Origin of the sequence: Myxococcus sp. CA033 (genome assembly GCF_013336625.1) — a bacterium.
GTDB classification, from domain to species: Bacteria; Myxococcota; Myxococcia; order Myxococcales; family Myxococcaceae; genus Myxococcus; species Myxococcus llanfairpwllgwyngyllgogerychwyrndrobwllllantysiliogogogochensis.
This window is the reverse complement of sequence record NZ_JABUMU010000001.1, coordinates 877702-899422: the sequence shown is the minus strand read 5'-3', so window position 1 is coordinate 899422 and position 21721 is coordinate 877702. Positions and strand designations below refer to the sequence as shown.

Genomic DNA, 21721 nt, shown 5'->3' with positions numbered 1-21721 from the left:
CGGTGAAGCCCACTGACAACGCCCCGTTTCAGCGGGGTGAGCGAGTGCGCGGGCCGTAACGACGAGTGAATGCCCAGTCGAGGCCCCGTCAATTGATACCTCCGGGGGCCGAGCCGCCACAACTACGGCGAAGGCAGCAGGGCGTCCCCGCAGAACGACCGAGGGGCGCACCACCCGGCGAGGTAGAGGGCGACGGCACGCGCACAAGGACATGAGTGGAAACAGGGAAGGGCTCCTCGCCCTGCAGAGAAAACCTGCGGAAGCAAGGTAACCGCGGCGAGCCGATGAGGCGAAGCCCGGCGAAGGCGAGAGCCCGGCGGATGGGGTCGTAGTAGCGCGGAAGCGGGGTAATACCCGTGGAGCGAAGGGCCCCTACCGGAGGCACTCCGAGCAGAGGAGCGAGGCGGGAGCGGGATGACAAAGCCCACCATCAGTCCGCAGGAACTCCGCGCGAGGATAGGTCATCGGGCGAAATCCGCCCCGAAGCATCGCTTCTGGGGATTGTACGTCCACGTCCTCAATCCCGAGGTGCTCGAAGCCGCCTACCTGGAAGCCAAGCGCAACGGAGGGGCTCCCGGGCAAGACGGCATTACCTTCGAGCATATTGAGGATGAGGGACGGGCAGGGTTTCTCGGTGCGGTCGCCGAGGAACTCCGCGCAGGCACCTACCGCCCCAGACCGTACCGACGAAGAGAGATTCCGAAGGAGGGTGGCAAGGTGCGTGTCATCTCGATTCCATCAATTCGAGACCGCGTCGTCCAAGGTGCTCTCCGGCTGGTATTGGAGCCAATCTTCGAGGCCGACTTCTCGGGCAGCTCCTTTGGGGCGAGGCCGGGGCGCTCGGCGCATTAAGCCATCGACACCGTGCGGCAGGGGCTGCGACGGCGCAGGCACCACGTCGTGGACGTGGACTTGAAGGCATACTTCGACAGCATCCGGCACGCGCCGTTGCTGGAGCGGGTGGCCCGAAGAGTCCAGGACGACGAGGTACTTGCGCTCGTAAACCAGTTCCTGAAGAGCACGGGGGGCAATGGAATCCCGCAGGGCTCGCCCCTGTCCCCGTTGCTGGCCAACATCGCGCTGAACGACCTCGACCATGCTCTGGACCGAGGACGAGGCTTTCTCAGCTACGCGCGGTACTTGGACGACATGGTGGTGCTTGCCCCCGATTCCGAGAAGGGACGGAGGTGGGCATCCCGGGCGCTGGAGCGCATCCGCCAGGGGGCGGAGGCACTCGGCGTGTCGCTCAACACGGAGAAGACGCGGACGGTGACAATGACCGACCGTGGCGCCTCCTTTGCGTTTCTGGGCTTCGACTTCCGGTGGAAGAGGAGCCCGAAGACGGGGACGTGGTACCCGAATACGAATCCTCGACGAGAGAAAGTCACCGAAGTCCTGCGCCGCGTGCGCTACGTCCTGCGGGACAGCCGAGCACTTGCGGTGCAGTCAGCCGTGGCGGAAGTGAATGCCATTGTGCACGGCTGGGTGAACTACTTCCGGTGGGGAAACTCGTACCAGGCGCTCGACAGGGGGAAGCACCACGTCGAGCTCAAGGTGAGGTGGTTCGCTGCGAAGAGAGCGAAGCGAGGGGGATTCGGTTGGAAGCGTGGAGTAAGGACGTAGTGTACGGAAGCTGGGGTCTCTTCAATGACTACCGGGTGAGGTACTACGCCGCCCTGAAAGCGGACCTCCCAACGAGCGGGACCATAACCCCGGTGAGATGACGCCTTCGCGGCGAGCCGGATGCGGGAAACCCGCCTGTCCGGTTCGATGTGGCGGGGACCGGAGACGGAGTGATGGCGCGCTCTACTCGAGCACGAAGGCGGAAACGGCGGAGACGGCCAAGAGGAGCCTGTACACCACCGCGCCGGCCCCCGACCCGACCGCGTGAGAAGGCTCCCCCTCAGCGTCCCTCGCCTCCCGCTCTGCTCCTGCCTTCTACCCCCGATAGCGCTCCTGCCCTTCCTATGCGCGGCGTGGGCCTTGGCGTCGGAATTGAAGAGGGTGGCTTCGAAGCTCGCGGCCGGGTCCGGAACTGGCTTACGTCATGGGTACGTCATAGAACGCGCGCATCACATTCTTCTCCGGGCCCTTCCAGACCGCGTGAGGCCCCCACGCTCCCCCCTGCTTGCGCAGGCTGCGCGTGTGGACGCGGATACCACTCAGGTCCCGCTTCACCTCGATGAGATTGTACAACCGGGGGACTGACTCTGGACGGTCCTTCGTGGGCGCTCCAAAGCTGCCGGCTCCCACAACATGAATCCTGCGCGTCGGGTTCATGTCGTAGTTGAACAGGTCCGCGCGGTCTTCGTGAACGTGACCATGCAGGCAAACTCGGACGTCCGCCCTTTGCAGCCGCTGCATGAATGCATCCGACTGAATCTTCTCATTGCCTGTGCCAGGGTGGTGCCACACGCCCAACCGCAGGACCTTCGCATCTGTTGCGAGCGTACCCCCCTTGCGCGCATCGGCAACCTGCTTCTCCGCATCCACCAATCCTCGAGATAGTGCACTCTCGTTGATGCTGGAGCGATTCCGGAAGTATTCGTCAATCTCCCAGGCCGAGTTCATGGCCAGGAACTGGAGACGCGTGTCGCTGAAGAAGAATGGGATGCACTGCTGCTTCTCAGAGAGCGGGTACTCCTTCTGCAACAGCGGATGGTAGAAACACTCGGAGAAGTGGCGGAAACGCTCGGGGTACCTCGCATCGTCTCTCACGAGGTACATGTCTCCTTCGATGTGGAAAGAGCCCGGCTTGAGGTCCTGCTCAAGCACCAGCCGTTTCTTCTTGGTGAAGTAGACATCCGTGTCCCAGTGCAAGTCGTGATTGCCGGGAACAATAATGCAACGCTCGGATGTCAGGCTCAGTTCGTGGATGAGCTCGGACACGAACTTGCGGGCCTGCTCGAACTCCTCCGGTGTCGCCCGGTTGGTGATATCACCAGAGATAACCAGATAGTCCACGCGCCTCACGCCCAGACCATCCTCCTGGTCCCTCAGGTCCGCCATGAGAGGCTCGCGCAGGGCAAGTGGGTCTTGCCCCGCCCCCACGTGAAGGTCGCTCAAATGGAGGATTCGGATGGGAGTCTCGTCCTGCGCCGGTGCAAGCCTGTCAGCTTCCGCCATGATGACCTTGGTCTCCGTGATGCTCTGTGACCGTTGCTCCTGGACGCGCGTGCGCAGCACCCGTGTCTTCGTCACCAACTCCGGGTTCATGGTCTGAGATGCGCGGACCCCTTGCATGAGCGGCGTCCTGCAATCACACACCTGACAACCGACATCAGCCTGCCCCGCCTCGATTCGCGCGAGAACCACCTCTTCTTCGAACACCCAGCCGCACTTGCATGTGATGGAAATCCCCTCCACCAACTCCACGCCATGCTCGGCGAGGTGCGTTTCGACGAAACTGGCGAACAACTCTCGCTTGTCCCGGGACGTTTCGCTATCGAAGTAGAGATCCACGCGGGCGAAGCCGCGTGTGCCCTGAGGGCCACGCTGGACGCACCGGACCCCTACCATGCCAGTCCCGGCCCAGCTGAACTCGGCCCGGTCCTCCCACAAGCGCATTTGTCCAAACCCCCGACTCATGGCGAGTGAAGTCACGAGCGAGGCATAGATGTTGTCGACGGGCCCCCCGAAGTCGTAGTGCAGCGAGACGGAGTACGCAAATACGTCCGAGCGCTCGTGTGGCAGAGGCCTGAAGAGGGATGGGAAGATGAGTAAGCCCTCATGACGAAGGCACAGTCCATGCTCGATGAGGAGCTGGGTGACGCAATCGAGCACAATGAGCTCCTGGTCCCATCGAAGCCGCTCGTCGGACCGGATGCGTGGGAACTGTGTCGTGCGCGAGCGCATCTTCGCCACGTCGATGGCGGGCACTCCGTGCGGATTGTCCCTCGCGGCCAGGATGAGCGAGCCCGCATAACGCTCCACCTGCTCGACGTCCAAGATGAGTGCCCGCGTCGTATCCGCCATGCGCGTATCCGCCAGCAGTCCCCGGCGCGCGAGCTGGGCCACCACCGCATGGAGCGCCTCTGCGTCCACGGGGCCACCCAGCTCCCGCCGCAGCTCAGCCTCCAGGTCTGGGAAGGTGATGACCACCCGGCGCTCGCCGCGCAACCGCTGGATATACTCATGCAGCCGCTGGAAGAGCTCGGGGCGGCTCACCTTTTCGAGCATGTCCCATGCGACGGTACTCGCCAGCACGGCCCTCAGGTCGGCGATGCCCCGCCCAACCCTGGCACTGGTCGGGATGTAATCCGTGAAGCCGAGGCGCTGGACAAGTTGTTGAATCGCCCCCGAGTCCGCCGGCGCGTGCGCATCGTCCAGCTTGGTACCCACCAAGAGCCTGCGGACGGTGCGACCTGTCGTCTGGACCAGGAATCGCTGGTTCCACCCCTCTACTTCATCGAGCGCCGGCTTCCCTCTCGCCGGCTCCATGACCAGCAGCGCGAGGGAGGCGTCGTGGAGGAAGAGCTGATGCACCAGCTGATACTCGCTCTGCCCGCCCATGTCCCACAGGATGACTTCACGATGTGAACTCACGTTGCCGGGTTCGGGAGGCACAGGCATGGTCCAGAACCGCATGCCATGAGTGGAGCCCAGGTCCTCATAGCGGTCTTCGATCATCCGCTGGGCCAGACAGCTCTTGCCCGCGCGTCCCTCTCCTACCAGCACCACCTTGGCGCTGACCACGTGCACCGTGGGTGGCGGTACTGCGGTACTCAGCAGGGCATCGACATCGATGTCCCATAGACGAACCCCGACGCCTTCAGGACCCAGCGTAGCCAGGACAGAGGCCGTCGGAGAAAAGGCCAGCCCCGCGGAGGACAGAGGGGAAGCCAGTTCCTCAAGCCTCGCCACCTCCGTCCAGGTGTCCGTTCGGTAGAGGCGCACGCTTCCATCCAGGGACTTGGATGCGAGCAACCTTCCATCACTGGAGAACGACACGCCCATGACGGCATCCGTGTGCCCTTCGAGCACGGCGACCGACGTGTCCGAGTGTGTATTCCAGACGCGCACGGTCCTGTCCCGGCAAGCAAGCACGAGCCACGGCTCCACCGGATGCCAGGTCAAGTCGAGGATGTCCGCCTTCCCATTCACTCCTTGTTCCAGCACCTGAGTCGCCAGCCAAGAGGAATCCAGCACGACGCGGAAGACGACAAACGTCCCATGCCCTTTCTGGTTACTCCCTCCGACAGCCAGGAGGTCCCCGCTTGGTGACCATGACATGGAGAACACAGCCGCCAGATTCGTGCGGACCCGCGCACGGCCCAACCACATCGAGTCCACCCGCTCCCAGAGGAGAACTTCACCTGCCACGTTATCAAAGGCCACGAGCCCGGAAGGCGACCACGCGACCACCATTCCATTCATCTCGACGGGTGCCATCTTCATCGCCCGTGTCCCGTTCACGTTCCAGAAGTACAAATGGTGCTTGGATCGGGATGCGAGCATCCCTCCGTCCGCTGCAAAGCAGAGATCCACAATCTCCGTCTCGTGGGCCTGCACCGAGCGCGGGGCGCCCGTTGCCAGTTCCCAGGTCACAAGCCGACCGTCCACGAGGCCCACTGCAAGCGTGTCGCCCGAAGGGGCCCACGCCATCCATCCGACCACCGCGTGTCCCGTGCTCAGTGACTCCCGGTAGGTCATCCCCGGCGGCACGTCGCTCGTCGGCCCGGGGTGCGCCTTCACGACACGGAGGCCGGTGTCATCACGTTCGCTCTTTGGACCGGATGCCTTTCCTCGGACGATCGCCAGCGCCGCACCCAACCCGAGACTCGTGTTCCGTGAAGTCGCAAGGTCCGTGGAAAATGACTCGCCCGGAGGGGTATGAAGCTGTGCATCCGGAATGAGCGTCATGCCGGCCCGGGACTGCATGGCCACGCGAGAGAAGAGAGTCAGCCGGGCGGCCGCACTGCCGGAACCCATCTCGATGCTTCCCGCGATATAGCCCCAGCCGCGAGGCCCTACATCTGGATCTTCCCAGCCGAAGAGCGAAGGCGCATAGAGGCTGGAGGGGCTGATGCCCTTCTCAGAAGAAAAGACGCGCCTGCCTCGAGAGCTGCCGCACAGGTGGACCAAGACCCCCTCGGGTGGCGTGATGACGGCCGAAAGCTGCTCCAGTGCTTGGGGATGAAGCCTCGATCGACCGTGGTGGGAGAGGAGCATGACGACCTCATGGCTCCGAGCCCACTCAAGCGGAGTGTCATCCATGGCCGCATCCAGTTGCTGGATATCGACCTCGTGTTTCCACGTCATTTTCGTATTGGCGCCCTCCCGGAAGATGGAATTGAGCCCGGCGATGCCCACCTTCAGTCCGTTCTTGAGCACCGTCGCGGTGAAGTCGCCCGGGAGCAACCCAGGGCTGAAGCTCCGCAACGCAGGCGTTGGATGCGCATGCCGCCATGCGTTGAACCACTCCGTGAAGGGAGAAAGGCCTGCACGAATCTCCCACATGCTTTCGTCGGGCCCTGAAGCCTGATGGAACGCCCGTCTGGCGTCCGTGGCGCGCAACTGGGATGCTCCCAGGAACTCGTGGTTGCCTGGCACAGCGAGCAGCGTGGGGTTGGATCCGAGGCTGTTGAAGAACTTCCAGAGCGAGTCCAGCGTCGAGCGCACCAATTCGAACTCTCGCTCACTGCCAGACTTCGTCAGGTCTCCCGAGATGAACACCAGGTCCCAGGGACCTGTGCGCGCGTACAGCTTTCGAAGATCCTTCTCCAGCGCATCCCGGTACTCCGGCTGAAGAAGCCGTGAGCCGCGAGTCCCAATGTGAAGGTCCGAGAAGTGAAGCCAGTTGAGCTGCGCCACGTGCCCCCCCAAGGCAGACAGATTGGGAGACCCAGCATGCACCGATTGGTCGTCGGCGAAAAGCCGCTGGTGGGTCTACTGTTGTCATTGCTGGTCCCTCAAGCAGGCGCGCAGGAGGCGAGCGCGGGGCTTGAGGCAGCGGCCAGCAAGGAGCGGATGAAGGAGAGGACACCGCGAGAGGACTTTCGCCGAGTTGCTCAGCAGGAGGTTCGACTTCGACGTGTTCGCCAGCAAGAGGTGTGGAGGCAGGAGGCAAGTGCTGGCGTACGAGAAGGAGGAGGGAGAGGTGAGAGCGATTCTGGAGCACCGTGGGCCAACCCACGGCAGGTGCGAGACTCGCCCCGGCGCGCGGGTCTCCCCAGGCCGAGTGGTGTTGAAGCTCAAGCCGCCACAGCCAGCCGCTACCCGTCTACCCGTCAGCGTCCCTCACCCCCCGCTCTGCTCCCGCCTTCTACCCCCAATCGCGCTCCTGTCCTTCCTATGCGCGGCCCGGGCTCGCTGTGCTGCCTTGAAGGAGGTCACGGTCCTCACCTGTTGCTTCGGGCCTGCGCTCGCGTTCGAGCGGGGTGCCGGCGCGCTCATATTCACCTCCACTTGAGGGGCGCGGCGAGGGGCCCGCGTTCCTGAACGGGAAGCTCCAGTGACGCGTAGACTGCCCATGGTGCTGGCGTATCTCCTATCGGCGTCGGTGCTGGCTCGTCCGGCCGCGACGCTCGAAGACCTTCGGGGGCTGGCCGTGCAGAAGTCCTGGGCGGAGCTGCTGGAGCGCGCGGAGGCGCTGCCTCCCACAACGCGCTCCGACACATGGCGCGCGCTCGTGACGGAAGCGGCGACGGCCGAAGTCGAATCGGCCACGGTTCTGGACGACAAGGACCCGTTCGCCATGGCCCGGAAGGCGCGTGCTCTGGGGCAGCGGTATGCCTTCCTCGCCACGGCGCCCGGCTTCCTCTCGGCGCGCGATGCGCGGGGATTGAAGGACCTGGAGCGTTGCCTCGCGCTCGAGCGCAGTGGCTGCATCGACACGTACCGGGAGCTGGCGGGGGACGCGAGCGCTGAGACGATGCTCCAGGCCGCGCGGCTCGTGAAGAGAGGTCACTTCGCCTACGTCGCGATGCCGCTCTTCGCCTCGGCGGTGCGTGGTGGGAAGGAGGCTGGTGCTTGCAAGGACGAGGCTCTCGCGGAGGCGGTGCTGGCCGCACGGGACCTGCCCGCGCCGGATGCCCGCGCGGGTGATCGTTCGTCCCCGTCAGCCACAACACCACCATCAAGGAGGGGGCCAGCAAGGAGGTCGGCTTCACCGCCACGGGCCTGGGCGTGCCCTTCCACTGCACGCTCGACGGCAACCCGTGTGAGTAGGTGACGTCGGGGGCTCCGGGCCCATGGGGTCAAGTCTGGAGCCAACAGTTCCAGCGCGGATTGTAGGCCGCGGACTACAGGCCAGGGTGGGCAAGGCTCGTCCTTTCCCACCTTTGGCGCGTAGGCCCGGACCTTGCTCTTGGGGTCGTCCACCGTCTTACAGGCCCCCAGGAGCACCCCCATGAGCGTCGGACCCTCGAATGGCAGTCGGAGCAACGGAGTCAGCGAGCAGGACGCGGCACGGCGCGCAGCCGAGGAGGCACGGCGCGCGGCCGCGGAGGCCGCTCGCAGGGCCGCGGAGGCCGCTCGCAAGTCGGTCGAAGCCCAGAACCAGCAGGCCGCGGAGGCCGCTCGCAAGTCCAACACGGCCTTCGAGGGCATGCCTCGCAACGCGCAGTTCGACACGCGTCTGGGCGCTGAGGGGCCGGCCACGTCACTGCTCACGGAGGATGCCAAGGACGGGCAGGTGAACTGCCTGGACGCGGCCGCCGACTGGGTCGACAAGGGGACACCGCAGCTTCGCGCGAAGTCGGAGATGGTCTTCCTCAAGGACTCGCGCGCCGGAGCAGAAGGGCAAAGCGGGCACGTCATCGTCAGGCAGGGCGACCGCATCCTCGACCCCTCCACCGGCAAGAGCTTCGAGTCGATGGCGGCCTACCAGAAGGCCCACCCTGAGTACTCCGAGGCGGGGGCAGTCTCCGCCACGCAGGCAAAGAAGATCTTCGATGCCCCTGCTGGCTCCGCCGAGCGCGCGGACGCGCTGAAGCAGGCCAAGGTCTCGCCGGAGCTCCAGCAGATGATGGTGGCGGATGGGGACCCCATGAAGCAGGCCCAGGACGCGAAGGCGTCGGCGGCGAAGCTCCGGGCTCGTGCCAACGAACTGTCCGCAGAAGCGCAGCGGGTTCCCTCGGGGCCCAACAAGGAGGCCGCGGCCAGGGCTGAAACCAAGGCCGACGAAGCGGAGCAGGCCGCCAACGACGCTTCCCTGAAGGCGGGCCTCGAGGTTCCGTTCCCTCGTCCCCTGAACATCAAGTCCGCCACCCAGGCCACGGAGGACTACAAGCGGCTCAAGGAGCTGCACCCGGAAGGGCAGGCGCACCAGACGCTGGAGCTGCTCAAGCAGCACGCGGGAGACCCCGACTACACAGCCCAGCTCATCGACATGGCGCGCAAGGGGGGCGACAACGGCGTCCTGTTCCACCTGGGGACCCGGACCTTCAGCGTCAACGCGAGCACGCAGACTCCCAACGCGCCCGAGGCGGATCGCCAGGTGCTCCTCAACGCCTTGAAGACCGCCCGCGACGCGGGGCGCTTGTCCGATGTCGACATCAACTCCTTGCGGACGGCCGGAGGCGGCCTCAGATCTCCCTGGAATGACATCGCCCAGGGGCTCGGCACTCCGGTGGTGGAGCACTCGAGCTCCGCGAACGACGTCATCGGAGACGTGAAGGGGGCGACGTCCGACTACGAGAACGCCGTCGACGCGGCGAAGAAGAAGGACCAGGACTTGTTCAACCAGCTCACCGCCCTGGGGGACACGCTGACGGAGGGGCAGAAGCAGGAGTACATCAAGGCCTTCCAGAACCATCCGGACTACAAGGCCGCCTATGAGAAGAAGGATGCGGCCGCGAAGAAACTGGCGCAGGCGCTCCAGAAGGACCCGGAGGCACTGAAGAACGCCCTGGCCACGGGCACCCAGAGCGTGGCGGACGTGCGCAAGGCGCTCAACCTGCTGGCCGAGTCGAAGGAGGGCCCGCTCGCGCTCACGGTGGCGAACGACCTGGTCAAGGACCCGACCTCCCCCGCAGCGAAGGCCTTGCTGAGTGGTGACCCCACGTTCGCGGAGAAGCTGGTCGAGAAGGCCCTGCCCAAGACCGCGGCGGAGTACCTCCAAGGCGCCGATGACCCCAAGGACGGCTACTCCAAGTTCGTGGAAGGGATGGAGAAGTTCAAGCCCTTGCTGGAGCTCGCGGGCGGCTATGACCAGGCAAGGTTCGCCGCGAAGCAGATGAAGAACGCGGCCGATTACGAGAACTACCCGGACCTGAAGAAGTTCGCGCTGCAATGGCAAGCCAAGGGGCCCGCGTTCAAGGGCATCGCCGTGGCCAGTCTCTTCTTCGCGGGAGCGTCCGCCGGGGAGTCCTGGCGAAACGCGGGCGAGAAAGGCTCCCCCCAGTGGGAGAGCTACGCCAAGGCCTTCAAGGACCTCGGGTCGGCGTCCAAGGGCGGACTCGACCTGGCGGCCCAGCTCACGGGGGCTTTCACCGGGTTCGGAGCGCATGCGGCCCCTCCTGGCGCGGCCGCGACACGCATCGCGGCCGCCGCGGCGAATGCGTCGCCGGTGCTGGGATTGATGACCAGCTCGGTGTCGGCGGGGCTCAGGGTCCATTCCATCCGGGAAGATGCGGACGCCGGAAAGTGGGTCGCTCTCGGAGGCGATCTCCTCTCTGCCGCGGGGAGCATGATGGAGCTCGGGGCTCCCTTGGCAGGCCCCGCCGCGCCAGCCGTCATCGTGTCTGGAATGTTGGTGGGCGGGGTGGGGGCCATGACCTCGGCGGCCGGTGAACTGTGGAGCAATCACCTCCAGGCCAAGGAGCAACAGGAGCAGATGCAAGAGTTCCTGGAGAAGGCTGGCGTCCAGGATGCCGACTTGCGTGAGGTGCTGTCGAAGACGGACGAGAAGCAGACGAGCTACCTCACCGAGGACCTGGGGCTGACCGCGGAGCAGGTGCAGGCCCTGGCGACGAAGACGCCGATGCTGGTCGCGCCGGGGCATGAGACGCACTTTGACTTCAAGGAGTTCAAGCGCATGCTCCTGGACCATGGCCTCAAGGGCGAATCCGCCTACAAGGTCCTGGATGCCTTGTTGAACAAGGCGGAGGACCCTCACGGTGCTCTGGCCGTGCTGATCTCCGGGGCCGCCAAGGATGGCTCTCACATCAAGCGCAAGGAGCAATGGGGAATCATGCTGGAGCAGGCCAGCGCCACGTCTGACAAGAAGGACCGCGCGGCCATCGATGACCTGCGCAAGACGCTCGGCTACGCCGTTTGAGCCTGAGGAAGAAGAAGAGCCCTGCCTCTCGACAGCGAGGGACCGGGGCTTTTTTCGTGCGCTTCGGGTTTCCATGAACCCGAAGCGCATGGGTACGACATGGTCACTTCAAGAATGCGTGAGGGAGGGCGAACTGCTCCCCAGGCATGACGCCGACGAAGCCGAAGCGACTGGAGGGAGAGAGGGCGAACCTCCTCGAGTCGATGTTCTCGGGTCTGGGCCGTGTGGAGCGGCGCCGGGGCAACTTCAGACGCACAGACCGGGCCCGTCTCATTTCTCCCATTTTTCGGCTCGGCCTTGCCACCGCCACCTGCTTCTTCGCCCTTCCCCAAGACCCACTGGAGCCGGCTGGTGGGGGCTTTGGGTCAGAGGCGAGCACTGGCCAACCAACACGGGCCCATTCAGGGGGAATCGGACGCGTGGGTGAGGGCCTTGCCGTCCTTGGGCGCGGTGAACCGCGCCTCCTCCCGTGTGAAGCGAGACTTCCTGATGGATGAGAAGTCGCCCTTCGTCCGGGAGAAGTCGAGGTCCATGACCACCTCGCCTCCCTTCACGAAGACGAGCAGGCACTCCATTTCAGGGACGTCCCTGGCGCCGGACCAATCAATGCCGAGCCACTTCCGGACCTCTTCCGCGCCCACGTAGGGCGTAAAGATGTGGAAGGTGTCCCAGTCGAAGTCCGTCACCTCCGTCAGGAGGACATCGCCCCCCGTCGCCGAGGCGGCCTGGATGCGCTGCTCCAACTTCGTGGCGAGCGCCGCGCGTTCCTTGCCTTTGCCGCAGCCGCTCATCGCCACGCTGCAAGCGAGCCACATCGTCACCGCAATCACTGATGTGCCTGTCCATCTTCCGTGTCCGCGCATGCGGGACACTCTAAATGAGGGCTACACCAGGGGGAACGGCGTCTACGGCATCGAGGCGGGCGCGCGGGAGCACTTCGGCGTGTCCGCCTGTCGGGCCGCGCGCCCGTGGTAACGGGCGGCGGTGGTGACGAGGATTGAAGCGCTGTGTCGTGCGGGAGCGTGAATCGAGACGGTGGGTCAGAAGCAGTCGTTGCCCGGATAGGGCGGGCCGAAGCCGTCGTTCACGCTCTCGACGATGTAGTACTTCACCCTGCCGTAGTAGCTCATGTCGCCCAGGCAGGTCTTGAGATGGGCGCTGTAGTAGGGGTCTCCCGAGCGAATCAGCGTGCCGTCGAGGTAGACGGTGAGCCCGCTGCTGAACGTCCCCATCGCGTCACTCGTGCGCAGGTAGCCGTCGAAGATGTTGTTGCAGAAGGCCTTGATTCCGGAGCCATCGGCGCAGTTGAAGTACTCCTTGACGAACGCCGGACCGAAGCCGGAGCGCTGATAGGCCAGCGTGCCATTGACGTAGATCTGGGTCAGGGAGCCGCCGGTGCTCTGCGTCGACCAATAGCTCGCCAGGGCGGCGGTGCTGGCGAACGGACCGTCCTGCTGGGCCAGGGCAGGGGACGCGACAGACATGGAAAGCACAAACACAGCGAGGAACGCTTTCACAAACACTCTCCTTGGGAAGAACCGAGCGAAACTGGCGTCGGTGTGATGGATGTATAGAGGAGGAGCGGGGAGGGGGCTCGGCCACCAGCGCACAGGAATTCGGCCGGGTGTGCAGGGGGCCGTCGGACCGGGCGGATAATGTGTGCCTCCTTACCTGGGGTGGCCCATGCGCACAGTCTTCTCCACGGACGCGGTCTCCGAGCGGGAGCGACACGAGTACTGGCAGGAAATGGCGAGCAAGGTGCTCCTGGGACTGCGGACGGAGCGGAAGACGTCCAGTCCCTTCTTCGGGCGGCTCGACCACCACGAAGCAGGGCCGTTGGGAGTGACCTATCTCCACTCCTCGGCCCAGAGTGTTCATCGAGGGGAGACGGAGATCTCCCGCGCCCCCCGGGAGTGCTACTTCCTCTGCATGCAGGTGTCGGGGGTCTGCCGACTGCGCCAGGGGCGTGAGGAGCGAATTTCCCATCCAGGAGACGTGGAGCTCTTCGACGGGACTCGGCCAGGCGAGCTTTCGTTCGACGCGGAATACCGCCGCATCGTCATCGTGGCGCCTTATGCCACGCTGCGGCCACGGCTCTCACACCCAGATGAGATGGTCGGGAGTGTGCTCCATACCCGGGAGGGCGTCGGTGCCCTGGTGTCCGCCTACCTGCGCGCCTTCGCGGAGACCCAGGTCGCCGAGCCCGTCGCGGGCTCTGTCTCGGACAACCTGCTGGAGCTCCTCGCGCTGGCCTTCAACACCCAGGGCCGCGATATCCAGACAAACGCCGCGAGCGTGCGAGAGGCCCGGAGGCACGCCCTGCGTGTCTATGTCGAGCATCACCTCGCGGAGCCATCGCTGAGCCCGGCGACGGTCGCCGCCCGTTTCCGCATGTCCACGCGCTACCTGCATGGGCTGTTCGCGGAGAGCGGTGAGAGCTTCATGCGCTGGGTCCTCTCGCGTCGCCTGGCTCGCTGCCGCAAGGCGCTCGAGGACCCGGAGATGGACGCGCGGAGCATCGCGGACATCGCCTTCAGCTGGGGCTTCATGGACCTCACGCACTTCGGCCGCGCCTTCAAGAAGGCATATGGCAGGACTCCCCGGGACTGGCGCTACGAACAAGCCCGACAGCGGTCATGACATCCGCCGAGAGAGGCGCAAGCGCCTTCCTGGGCGGCGGGTATCCGGCGTGCTTCAATCCTTGTCCCCATGAGCGAGCCCGCCACCCCTCCCGCCCCCCTCCGCGTCGCCCTGTTGGGCTACGGCTTCGCGGGCAAGTCCTTCCACGCTCCGCTGCTGCGCACCGTGGAGGGCCTGTCATTGCGCACGGTGTCGTCCAGCCGGCCTGATGACGTCCATGCGGACCTGCCGGATGTGACAGTGATTCCGTCCGCGCGCGATGCGGCCACGCACCCGGACGTGGACCTGGTCGTGGTGGCGACGCCGAACGAGACCCATGTTCCGCTCGCTGAAGCCGCGCTTCGTGCCGGCAAGCACGTCGTCGTCGACAAGCCCTTCACCATTACGTTGGCGGAAGCGCGAGCCCTCTCCGCGCTCGCCCATGAGCAGGGCAGGGTGCTCTCGGTGTTCCATAACCGCCGATGGGACAGTGACTTCCTCGCGCTGAAGGCCCTGCTCACGGATGGCACCCTGGGCCGTGTCACCCATGTCGAATCGCGGTTCGACCGGTTCCGTCCAGAGGTCCGCCAGCGCTGGCGCGAGCAGCCCGTCCCCGGGGCGGGCATCTGGTTCGACCTGGGGCCCCACCTCGTGGACCAGGTCCTTCAACTGTTCGGTCTGCCCGACACCGTGGTGGGGATGCTCGCGGCCCACCGGGACGGCGCGGCCGTGGATGACTGGTGTCAGGTGACCCTTGTGTATCCCCAGCGACACGTGGTCCTCCAGGCCTCGATGCTCATCGCCGGAGGGCTGCCGCGCTTCGCGGTGCATGGCACCCGGGGCTCCTGGCTGAAGTACGGGATGGACACGCAGGCGGACCGGCTCATCACGGGCGAACTTCCGGGTGCGTCGGACTGGGGCGAGGACGCCTCGCCTGGGCGATTCCTCGTCGGAGGCTCCAGCGAGACCCGGACGACGTCGACGCCCCGTGGCGACTACCGCCAGTTCTACGCGGGCATTCGCGACGCCGTGCGAGGCACCAGGCGCAATCCGGTGACACCCCTGGATGCGGTGGCAGTGGCCGCCGTGCTGGACGCGGCCGTCCTGTCGTCTCGGACCGGCCGCGCATGCACGCTCGACCTCACCTCGGAAGAGCGAGGCGCCTTCTCCGATGGTTGTGATTTGACGACCAGTTGATGGGGGGCCAACACGGACCTGTTATGTGAGTTGCTCCTGCAATCCCGTGGGACATGCACCGAGGAGGTTCGTGGATGAGAAGCGCATTCGTGGTGGCTTCAGCCGTGGTGGTCTCGATGGTCGCGTGTGGTGGGGCACCCGGCGACGAGGCACGGGACGCCACCGTCCAGCCGGCTCCGGCAGAGGCTCAGTGGACGGAGGTGGAGCGAGGCGTCTGGGAGCGGCCGAGGGTCGGCGGCGGCCATGAGCGTGTCGGCTTTGGCGTCGATGGCCTCGAGTACGTGCTGCGGAAGACTCGCGCCGAGCGGGAGTCCCTGCTCAAGCAGGCCCCGCGGTCCTCGGCGGCTCGGCTCGAAGCCAACGCGCGGAGCCTCCAGGCCCTGGAGGCCCAGCTCCGCGAGGCCTCTGCTCCAGGGGGCTCGCTGCCTCCTCCCGTCTTGCCGCCCAAGGTCTCCAGCCCACCGGGGCGCGCCGCGAGCTTCGGGCTCGATTTCTGCGGGGGCGTCTTCGAGCCCGACGTCCTCTTCAACAACGCGCCTCACCTGTTGGTGGGTGAAGTCACCGCGAAGGGACGCTGGACGGAGCCGGCGCCTTACGCGACCAACATCAAGACGCTGTACACCTATGTCTACGCGGCGGCCTTGGACATGGGGCCGGGCTACTATGACGAGGACTACAGCCTGGAAGGCCCGTTCTCCGGCTCGTGCTGTGCCTCTATCGAGACCTTCGGCGGCATCGCTCCGACCGGGATGGCGTACCTGCTGGGACGGGTCACCATCACCAGCACGCATGGTTGCTCGGACCAGCGGGTCTATGAGGCCACGAGTTACTGAGCGGACGCACCGGGCGCGCGAGCGTCCACTGGACGGAGAGGGGAGTTGCCTGTTCGCCCCGACCCGTCCACCTCCTGCTACGGTGCGCGGCGGATTCCACCGCTCGCCCCCGCGAGCCGAGAGGCACATTTCCTTGAGCACGAAGAAGCCCGGCCGCAATGACCCGTGTCCCTGTGGCAGTGGCAAGAAGTACAAGACCTGCCACGCCGCCGAGGACCGCACGCGTGCCGCGCCTCCCGCCGATGTTTCCAGTCCGCTCGAAGAGGACTTCCGCGCCGCGATGGAGCTGCTCAAGAACCCGGACGTCGGCGACCTGTCCGCCGCGCTGGACCGAGTGGCCCGCCTGCTGGCCGAGTGGGGCCCCGTGCCCGGCCTGCGCTTCGACGCCGAGTCCTTCGACAAGCACGTGGGTGCGGCCCTCGCGCGCATCTCCGAGGACGAGGTCCTGGACGCGTCGAGCGCGCGTCGGGAGCTGTTGGTGAGCACGGTGAAGGCCCTCGCCACGAAGTCCTTCCTGGAGAAGCTGACAGCCACGCTGCACGGCCGCGCTGGAGAGCCGGGGCGTTCCTCGGAGGACCGGCGAGCCCTTCGCGCGGCCAGCCTGCTCGCCGCCGCGTCGAAGCGGGTGGGCAAGACGCGCATGGAGGACAACCCCGTCCTCGACCTCGTGTTCGACGTCCAGTTCCGCGAGTGGAGCACCCACCACAAGGAGTGGATGGCGAAGTACGAAGCGCTGGCGAGTGGGATGGATGAGGCCTCGCTGTCCGAAGAGGCTCGCAAGGCGCTCCAACAGGCCCGCGAGGGTGATGTGGATGCGCTGGTGGACTACGTGAAGGAAGACCCGGGCCTGGCCGAGCGCATCGTTCGCGAAGCCAAGGAGCGCGCCACCCGCGTCGAGATGAAGCTGCGCGAGCCGTCCACGCCGCCCGTGTTCGCGCCCGAGGAGGAGCTGTGGCTCACCTGTGTCCTCTGGGAGCCGATGCAGGCACTCAAGGGACTGCCCCCGGACTCAGCGCCCCCGGTGCGCCGCGAGGCTGTGACGGCGCTCCTGCGGGGCGTGAAGGGCGCGCTCGACGAGGAGTTCCTCAAGGGAATGCTGGGGCGCATGCGCGAGAAGGCCCAGGACGCCTCGGTGGATGAGGCCCTGCGTGCCTGGTACGCGGATGCCGCCATCGCCTTCGAGGCCGAGCCCGCGCGCATGTCCCTTGCCGCGCTGCTCACCGCGAGGCAGGAAGCGGCGGGGCGCTCCGCTGAGGAGATGGTGGCGCTGGCGGACCTCAAGGCGCTCACCACCTGGACGCCGGAGAGCTTCGAGCCCTATCGACAGCTCCTGCTTCAGATGGGGCTGCCCGCCTCCGCTGAGCGCATCGCCCGCTGCCAGGAATGGCTGCGGACCCATCCCGTGGAGCTGCGCGCCGCTCCTACGGAATGACGTGGATGCGGCGAGTGGCTCCCGGTGGAGCCCCGCCAGTCCGCCTCACGGCGTCGAGCCGCTGTCTCCCGGGCTCGACGAATCCGCGGCCAGCATGGCGACGCGCCGGGCCGCCTTGAGCAACTCGTCGGAGACCGCAGTGCCCGCCGTCGCCTTCGCCAGCGTCAGCGTGCCCACGCACAGCGCATACGTCGCCAGCGCCCGCTCCCGTGCACTGGCGCGCTCATCCGAGGGCAGGTGTCTGGCGAACGTCTCCGCCGTCAGATTCAGCTCGTGCGCCAGCGCTTCCTTCAGGTCCGCATCCCCGCGCACCACGTCGGACAGCACGGCGGGCAGGGCGCACACGGGGACCTCCGCGTCCCGGTGGGCCCGCGAAAGGTAGCGCCGCACCAGGTGGCTCAACCACTCCGCGCCCTTCAGGTCCTCCAGCCCCTGCGGCCAGTCCACGCGCTGTCGGCTCATGATGCGCTGGAGTGATTCGATGAGCAGCGCCTGCTTCGAGCCGAAGTGCGCATAGAAGCCGCCCACCGTCAGGCCCGCCGCGCGCATCACCGTGTCCACGCTCGTCCCCAGGAAGCCCTTCTGGCGGAACAACCCTCCCGCCGCTTCCAGGATTCGCTCGTGCGTGGACTGCTTCTGCTCCGGGGGATGGGGCATCCGAATCTCACCTCGCTGTACACCATTATACACGTCATCGCGTCGCCCGCCGCCCTTTGACGGGGACCGACCGCCTGCCCGCCGCCTTCACATTGCGACCATATTACGAGCATAATATGGTTGGTTCACACGGGCGGGCGTGGAGCCACCCCGCGAATGGAGGGCTCGTCGATGGATGCCTACATCTTGGATGCGGTCCGTACCCCTCGTGCCCGGGCCAAACCCGGTAAGGGCGCGCTCAGCGGACTGCACCCGCAGGAGTTGCTGGCGCAGACGTTGAAACAGCTTCCGCTGCGCACGGGCGTGGACGTCGCGGACGTGGATGACGTGGTGGTGGGCGTCGTGTCGCAAATCGAGGCGCAGGGCGCGAACATCGCGCGCAACGCGGTGCTCGCCGCGGGGTGGCCCATTGGCATCCCGGGTTTCAGCCTCAACCGCTTCTGCGGCTCGGGCCTCCAGGCCCTGTCACTGGCGGCCATGGGTGTGGCGTCCGGCGCCCAGCAGTTGGTCGTCGCGGGTGGCGTCGAACAGATGAGTCGCTACGGTCTCAACGCGGATGGCGGCGGAACAGATGGCGGAAACGTCGACCTGCGCCGGCGTTTCTTCCAGGTCCCCCAGGGCATCTCCGCCGACCTCATCGCCACGCTGGAAGGCTTCACCCGGCAGGAGCTGGATGCCTTCGGCCTGCGCTCGCAACAGCTCGCCGTGCGAGCCCAGGCGGAGGGACGGTTCCAGCGCGGCCTGTTCCCCGTGAAGCATCCCCAGACGGGAGAGGTGTTGCTGGCGGTGGATGACCACCCGCGCGCGGACACAACCGCCGAGAAGCTGGCCGCGCTCGCGCCCGCCTTCACCCAGTTGGGGGCTCGGGCCGAGGGGCCCGACGGTGAGACGCTGGATGCACTGGCGCTCCGGGCCTATCCCCGGGCAGGCGCGGTGCGCCACCTGCACACGGCGGGCACCGCGAGTGGTATCGCGGACGGCGCGGGCGCCATCCTCGTGGCGTCGAAGGACTACGTGCGCGCGCACGGCTTGAAGCCGAGGGCTCGCGTGCGGGCCGTCTCCGCCGTGGGCAGTGACCCCGTCCTCATGCTGACGGGGCCGGCGCTCGCGGCGCGCAAGGCGCTGGACTCCGCGGGGCTCAAGGCGCGCGACATCGACCTCTGGGAAATCAACGAGGCGTTCGCGGCGGTGGTGCTACAGACGGCGCGGGCGCTGGAGATCGACCTGGACCAGGTCAACGTCAACGGAGGCGCCATCGCCCTGGGCCACCCGCTGGGCGCGACGGGGAGCATCCTGGTGGGGACCGCCCTGGATGAGCTCGAGCGACGGGGCCAATCGCTGGCGCTGGTGACGTTGTGCACCAGCGGCGGGCAAGCGGTGGCGGCGATTCTCGAGCGCGGCTGAACCGAACTGGCCGAGCAACATCAACAGCATCATGGGTGTGCCTCCCCAGGGGGGACCTGGGGCTCCGGAAGGTGACGTCGAAGGAGTCCCAGTCCCTCAGTGGGCAAGTGACGGCGAGGCCGCGCTGGTCTCCATGAGCGCGGACTTCCGCGCGGGGGTCCGTGCTGCGGTCTCCAGGTCCACCAGGCCCTTCTCGAGCTGCTTGCCGATGAAGGACTCCATGAGTCCGAAGGCCATCATCGCCTTGCCCATGAAGGTGTTCGGACCGGACATGCTCCAGGTGACGCGCGTGCCCTTCTCGACGGCTTCGAGCACGAAGCTCGCCTGGTTGACGGCGGCGAAGGGCTCGATGAACTCCAGACGGATGTCGATGCGCTCACCCGGCTTGGTCGCCAGGATTTCCATCCGGCCCACGCCGATGTTCCGGTTCCCCTTGTACAGGTAGCTGGCGCCGACTCCCTCCGCGGGGCCCTCGTACGTGCGCTCCATGTTCGGGTCGACGTTCTCGTAGGGCGACCACTGGCGCCACAGGGAGAAGTTGTTGATGAGCGCGTAGACGGCGTCGGGTGACGCATCGAGTTGCCGCGTCCGGGAGATGTGGAAGCTGTCCGGGCGGGTGGCGATGAAGGCAAGCACGCCGACGATGAGCACAACGACAGCGATACCAATGAGCTTGGCCATGTGAACGACTCCTGATGGGGTGTTGGGAAAAGGGGAGGCTCCGGGGTCTCCGGTCAGCCGCCTCGGTGGGTATGAATCCCGGCTTCAATGCGACGACGAATGGGCTTCGAGGGGATCGACACGACCCCTGTTTTCCCCATCCGAGGCGCGCAACCAGCTGGAATCATTGGTGATTTCGCCGTCGGGAAAATGCCCGGATTAATCCAGGGCCGGCTGCGACATCGCGGTCGGACGGGGTCGCATACCCGGAGCGCGGGTGGGTCATGCCGCGGTGTCGATCCGCCGGTGTCTCGTTCGTCGCGAGGATGGAGCTTCGGCTCATGGCGGAGGGGCACGCCGTCGGATGCGTGCCTTTGGGACCGACGAGGAGATGCGACGATGAGATTCATGCTGCTGCTGAAGGCGAGCCAGGACACCGAGGCGGGAGCGCTCCAGGGCGAGGCACTTACCTCCGAGATGGAGCGCTACAATGAAGCGCTGGTGAGGGCGGGGGTCCTCCTGGATGCGGCGGGCCTTCATCCCAGTTCTCGCGGCGCGCGCATTGACTTCTCACAAGGCAAGCGGACGGTGACGAACGGGCCTTTCACCGAGACGAACGAGCTGATTGCTGGATTCTGGATGATTCAGGTGAAGTCGCGGGAGGAGGCCCTGGAGTGGGCGCGGAGATGTCCGCACCCGGAGGGGAGCGCGGATTCGCGAATCGAGCTGCGCCAGGTGTTCGAGCCGTCAGATATTTCCACGACGTCCCAGGAGCCGACGGAGCTGGAGTTGTGCGCGGCGCGCTCGCGGTCCTGAGTCGAAACGTGCTCCACTGAGGGGATTCGCGGGACCGAGGTGGGCACATGAAGGTGGTCGCACTCGTGGAGGTCCCGCCGGACATGCAGGCGGCGGCGATGGCCCTGGCATCCGCGACGGGCATGGCGCCGGCGGAGGCTCGGATGCGTCTGGCGCCGGAGCCGCCCGCGTTGCTCGCGCGGTTGGCGCCGGAGGCGGCGGAGGCGCTGGTGGCGTCGCTCAAGCGCCTGGGACTGGCGGTGCTCGCGGTGGACGAGCAGGGGCTTGGTCAGGGGCGGGTGGTGGCGCGCCGCGTGACGTTCAACGCGGACACCGTGACGTTCACGTCGCGCGCGGGTGAGTCACTCGACGTGGCGTGGGGCGAGGTGGTCGCGGTCATCCGAGGGGCGAGCTCGGTGCGGACGCAGAGCGAGCACAAGGAGCAGCCGAGCAAGTTGGATGTCGCCAAGGCGTACGGCCTGGCGATTGCCACGCACGGGCTGATGCTGCCTCGGACGGGGGCGAAGACGGTGCGCCAGGAGTCCGAGGAGACGTCGCAGCTCATTTATGTCTTCGCGCGAGAGGGTGGGAGCGCGGTGCTGAGCGAGCACGGGATGGACTACTCCTGCCTGGGGCCCGCGATGCAGCCCTCGCGCATCGCGAACATGACGATGCTCATGCGGATGCTGTGTGAGCGCGCGCCGGACGCCTTCCACGATGAGCGCCTGTTGCGCCTGGGCCGGCGCCCGCTGCCCTTCGTCGTGGCGGATTCGACGCAGATGGCGACGGGCGACGTGTCGGTGCGGCGGGTGAACACGCTGCAGGGCATGGACGTGCTCGCCGAGGTGATGCGTCAGGCCGTCGTCCAGGGGCTGCTGGGCTGACAGCCCCGCCCGAAGGACT

At 66.4% G+C, this 21721-nt stretch carries 16 protein-coding genes; 11 read left to right on the top strand and 5 right to left on the bottom strand.

The genetic code is table 11. The annotated features are described in order from the left end of the window. Positions 1–414: 414 nt before the first annotated feature. Together HUA78_RS47640 and HUA78_RS47635 are read left to right on the top strand one after the other, a co-directional pair. Positions 415–852, top strand: a complete 438-nt coding sequence (locus HUA78_RS47640; RefSeq protein WP_371745483.1) for a hypothetical protein — start codon at positions 415–417, stop codon at positions 850–852. A 48-nt stretch (positions 853–900) separates the two neighbouring features. Beyond that, positions 901–1623, top strand: coding sequence for a reverse transcriptase domain-containing protein (locus HUA78_RS47635; RefSeq protein WP_371745482.1), 723 nt, complete (start codon positions 901–903; stop codon positions 1621–1623). A gap of 417 nt (positions 1624–2040) precedes the next feature. Here the strand turns inward: HUA78_RS47635 and HUA78_RS03465 are convergent, their stop codons facing one another. Next, on the bottom strand, positions 2041–6813 hold the full coding sequence (locus HUA78_RS03465) for a metallophosphoesterase (RefSeq protein ID WP_174475657.1): 4773 nt from the start codon (positions 6811–6813) through the stop codon (positions 2041–2043). Positions 6814–7453: 640 nt separating this feature from the next. Here HUA78_RS03465 and HUA78_RS03460 point away from each other — a divergent pair. Together HUA78_RS03460 and HUA78_RS03455 are read left to right on the top strand one after the other, a co-directional pair. Continuing rightward, entirely contained in the window at positions 7454–8173 is a 720-nt protein-coding gene (locus HUA78_RS03460; protein ID WP_371745481.1) for a hypothetical protein, read from the top strand. A gap of 177 nt (positions 8174–8350) precedes the next feature. Beyond that, the gene (locus tag HUA78_RS03455; RefSeq protein ID WP_174475656.1) at positions 8351–11221 is read left to right on the top strand and encodes a hypothetical protein; all 2871 of its coding nucleotides are present in this window, start codon (positions 8351–8353) and stop codon (positions 11219–11221) included. A 401-nt stretch (positions 11222–11622) separates the two neighbouring features. On the opposite strand, the gene HUA78_RS03450 is transcribed toward HUA78_RS03455, so the two are convergent. Beyond that, positions 11623–12036 carry a hypothetical protein gene (locus HUA78_RS03450; protein ID WP_254614264.1) on the bottom strand — a complete coding sequence of 138 codons (414 nt, stop codon included), beginning with the start codon at positions 12034–12036 and terminating at the stop codon, positions 11623–11625. 225 nt (positions 12037–12261) lie between these two features. Next, on the bottom strand, positions 12262–12705 hold the full coding sequence (locus HUA78_RS03445) for a hypothetical protein (protein ID WP_141649297.1): 444 nt from the start codon (positions 12703–12705) through the stop codon (positions 12262–12264). 199 nt (positions 12706–12904) lie between these two features. Between HUA78_RS03445 and HUA78_RS03440 the strand changes: the two genes are divergently transcribed. From HUA78_RS03440 to HUA78_RS03425, 4 genes are all read left to right on the top strand, one after another. Further along, positions 12905–13861: a helix-turn-helix domain-containing protein gene (locus HUA78_RS03440; protein WP_174461458.1), complete on the top strand. Its 957-nt coding sequence runs from the start codon at positions 12905–12907 to the stop codon at positions 13859–13861. 69 nt (positions 13862–13930) lie between these two features. Next, positions 13931–15037, top strand: coding sequence for an oxidoreductase (locus HUA78_RS03435; RefSeq protein ID WP_174475655.1), 1107 nt, complete (start codon positions 13931–13933; stop codon positions 15035–15037). Between the two features lie 74 nt (positions 15038–15111). Further along, positions 15112–15870 (top strand): hypothetical protein, encoded by a 759-nt coding sequence (locus tag HUA78_RS03430; RefSeq protein ID WP_174475654.1) that lies wholly within the window; start codon positions 15112–15114, stop codon positions 15868–15870. Between the two features lie 133 nt (positions 15871–16003). After that, a complete protein-coding gene (locus HUA78_RS03425) occupies positions 16004–17302 on the top strand; it encodes an SEC-C metal-binding domain-containing protein (protein WP_174475653.1) in 1299 nt (432 codons plus the stop codon). A gap of 45 nt (positions 17303–17347) precedes the next feature. Here HUA78_RS03425 and HUA78_RS03420 read toward each other — a convergent pair whose 3' ends face one another. Beyond that, positions 17348–17959, bottom strand: coding sequence for a TetR/AcrR family transcriptional regulator (locus HUA78_RS03420; RefSeq protein WP_141645459.1), 612 nt, complete (start codon positions 17957–17959; stop codon positions 17348–17350). A 171-nt stretch (positions 17960–18130) separates the two neighbouring features. Here HUA78_RS03420 and HUA78_RS03415 point away from each other — a divergent pair, with 171 nt between their 5' ends. Next, positions 18131–19363 carry an acetyl-CoA C-acyltransferase gene (locus HUA78_RS03415; protein WP_174475652.1) on the top strand — a complete coding sequence of 411 codons (1233 nt, stop codon included), beginning with the start codon at positions 18131–18133 and terminating at the stop codon, positions 19361–19363. A 96-nt stretch (positions 19364–19459) separates the two neighbouring features. Here HUA78_RS03415 and HUA78_RS03410 read toward each other — a convergent pair whose 3' ends face one another. Further along, positions 19460–20044 carry an SRPBCC family protein gene (locus HUA78_RS03410; protein WP_174461453.1) on the bottom strand — a complete coding sequence of 195 codons (585 nt, stop codon included), beginning with the start codon at positions 20042–20044 and terminating at the stop codon, positions 19460–19462. 378 nt (positions 20045–20422) lie between these two features. Between HUA78_RS03410 and HUA78_RS03405 the strand changes: the two genes are divergently transcribed. Then, positions 20423–20839: a YciI family protein gene (locus HUA78_RS03405; RefSeq protein WP_174475651.1), complete on the top strand. Its 417-nt coding sequence runs from the start codon at positions 20423–20425 to the stop codon at positions 20837–20839. 47 nt (positions 20840–20886) lie between these two features. Continuing rightward, the gene (locus HUA78_RS03400; RefSeq protein ID WP_174475650.1) at positions 20887–21702 is read left to right on the top strand and encodes a hypothetical protein; all 816 of its coding nucleotides are present in this window, start codon (positions 20887–20889) and stop codon (positions 21700–21702) included. Positions 21703–21721 lie beyond the last annotated feature (19 nt).

What these genes read in the sequence shown, in the direction of transcription:
- HUA78_RS47640 (WP_371745483.1), top strand. Translation starts at nt 415, where the DNA reads ATGACAAAGCCCACCATCAGTCCGCAGGAACTCCGCGCGAGGATAGGT.
- HUA78_RS03455 (WP_174475656.1), top strand. Translation starts at nt 8,351, where the DNA reads ATGAGCGTCGGACCCTCGAATGGCAGTCGGAGCAACGGAGTCAGCGAG.
- HUA78_RS03450 (WP_254614264.1), bottom strand. Translation starts at nt 12,036, where the DNA reads ATGTGGCTCGCTTGCAGCGTGGCGATGAGCGGCTGCGGCAAAGGCAAG.
- HUA78_RS03445 (WP_141649297.1), bottom strand. Translation starts at nt 12,705, where the DNA reads ATGTCTGTCGCGTCCCCTGCCCTGGCCCAGCAGGACGGTCCGTTCGCC.
- HUA78_RS03440 (WP_174461458.1), top strand. Translation starts at nt 12,905, where the DNA reads ATGCGCACAGTCTTCTCCACGGACGCGGTCTCCGAGCGGGAGCGACAC.
- HUA78_RS03435 (WP_174475655.1), top strand. Translation starts at nt 13,931, where the DNA reads ATGAGCGAGCCCGCCACCCCTCCCGCCCCCCTCCGCGTCGCCCTGTTG.
- HUA78_RS03430 (WP_174475654.1), top strand. Translation starts at nt 15,112, where the DNA reads ATGAGAAGCGCATTCGTGGTGGCTTCAGCCGTGGTGGTCTCGATGGTC.
- HUA78_RS03420 (WP_141645459.1), bottom strand. Translation starts at nt 17,959, where the DNA reads ATGCCCCATCCCCCGGAGCAGAAGCAGTCCACGCACGAGCGAATCCTG.
- HUA78_RS03415 (WP_174475652.1), top strand. Translation starts at nt 18,131, where the DNA reads ATGGATGCCTACATCTTGGATGCGGTCCGTACCCCTCGTGCCCGGGCC.
- HUA78_RS03410 (WP_174461453.1), bottom strand. Translation starts at nt 20,044, where the DNA reads ATGGCCAAGCTCATTGGTATCGCTGTCGTTGTGCTCATCGTCGGCGTG.
- HUA78_RS03405 (WP_174475651.1), top strand. Translation starts at nt 20,423, where the DNA reads ATGAGATTCATGCTGCTGCTGAAGGCGAGCCAGGACACCGAGGCGGGA.
- HUA78_RS03400 (WP_174475650.1), top strand. Translation starts at nt 20,887, where the DNA reads ATGAAGGTGGTCGCACTCGTGGAGGTCCCGCCGGACATGCAGGCGGCG.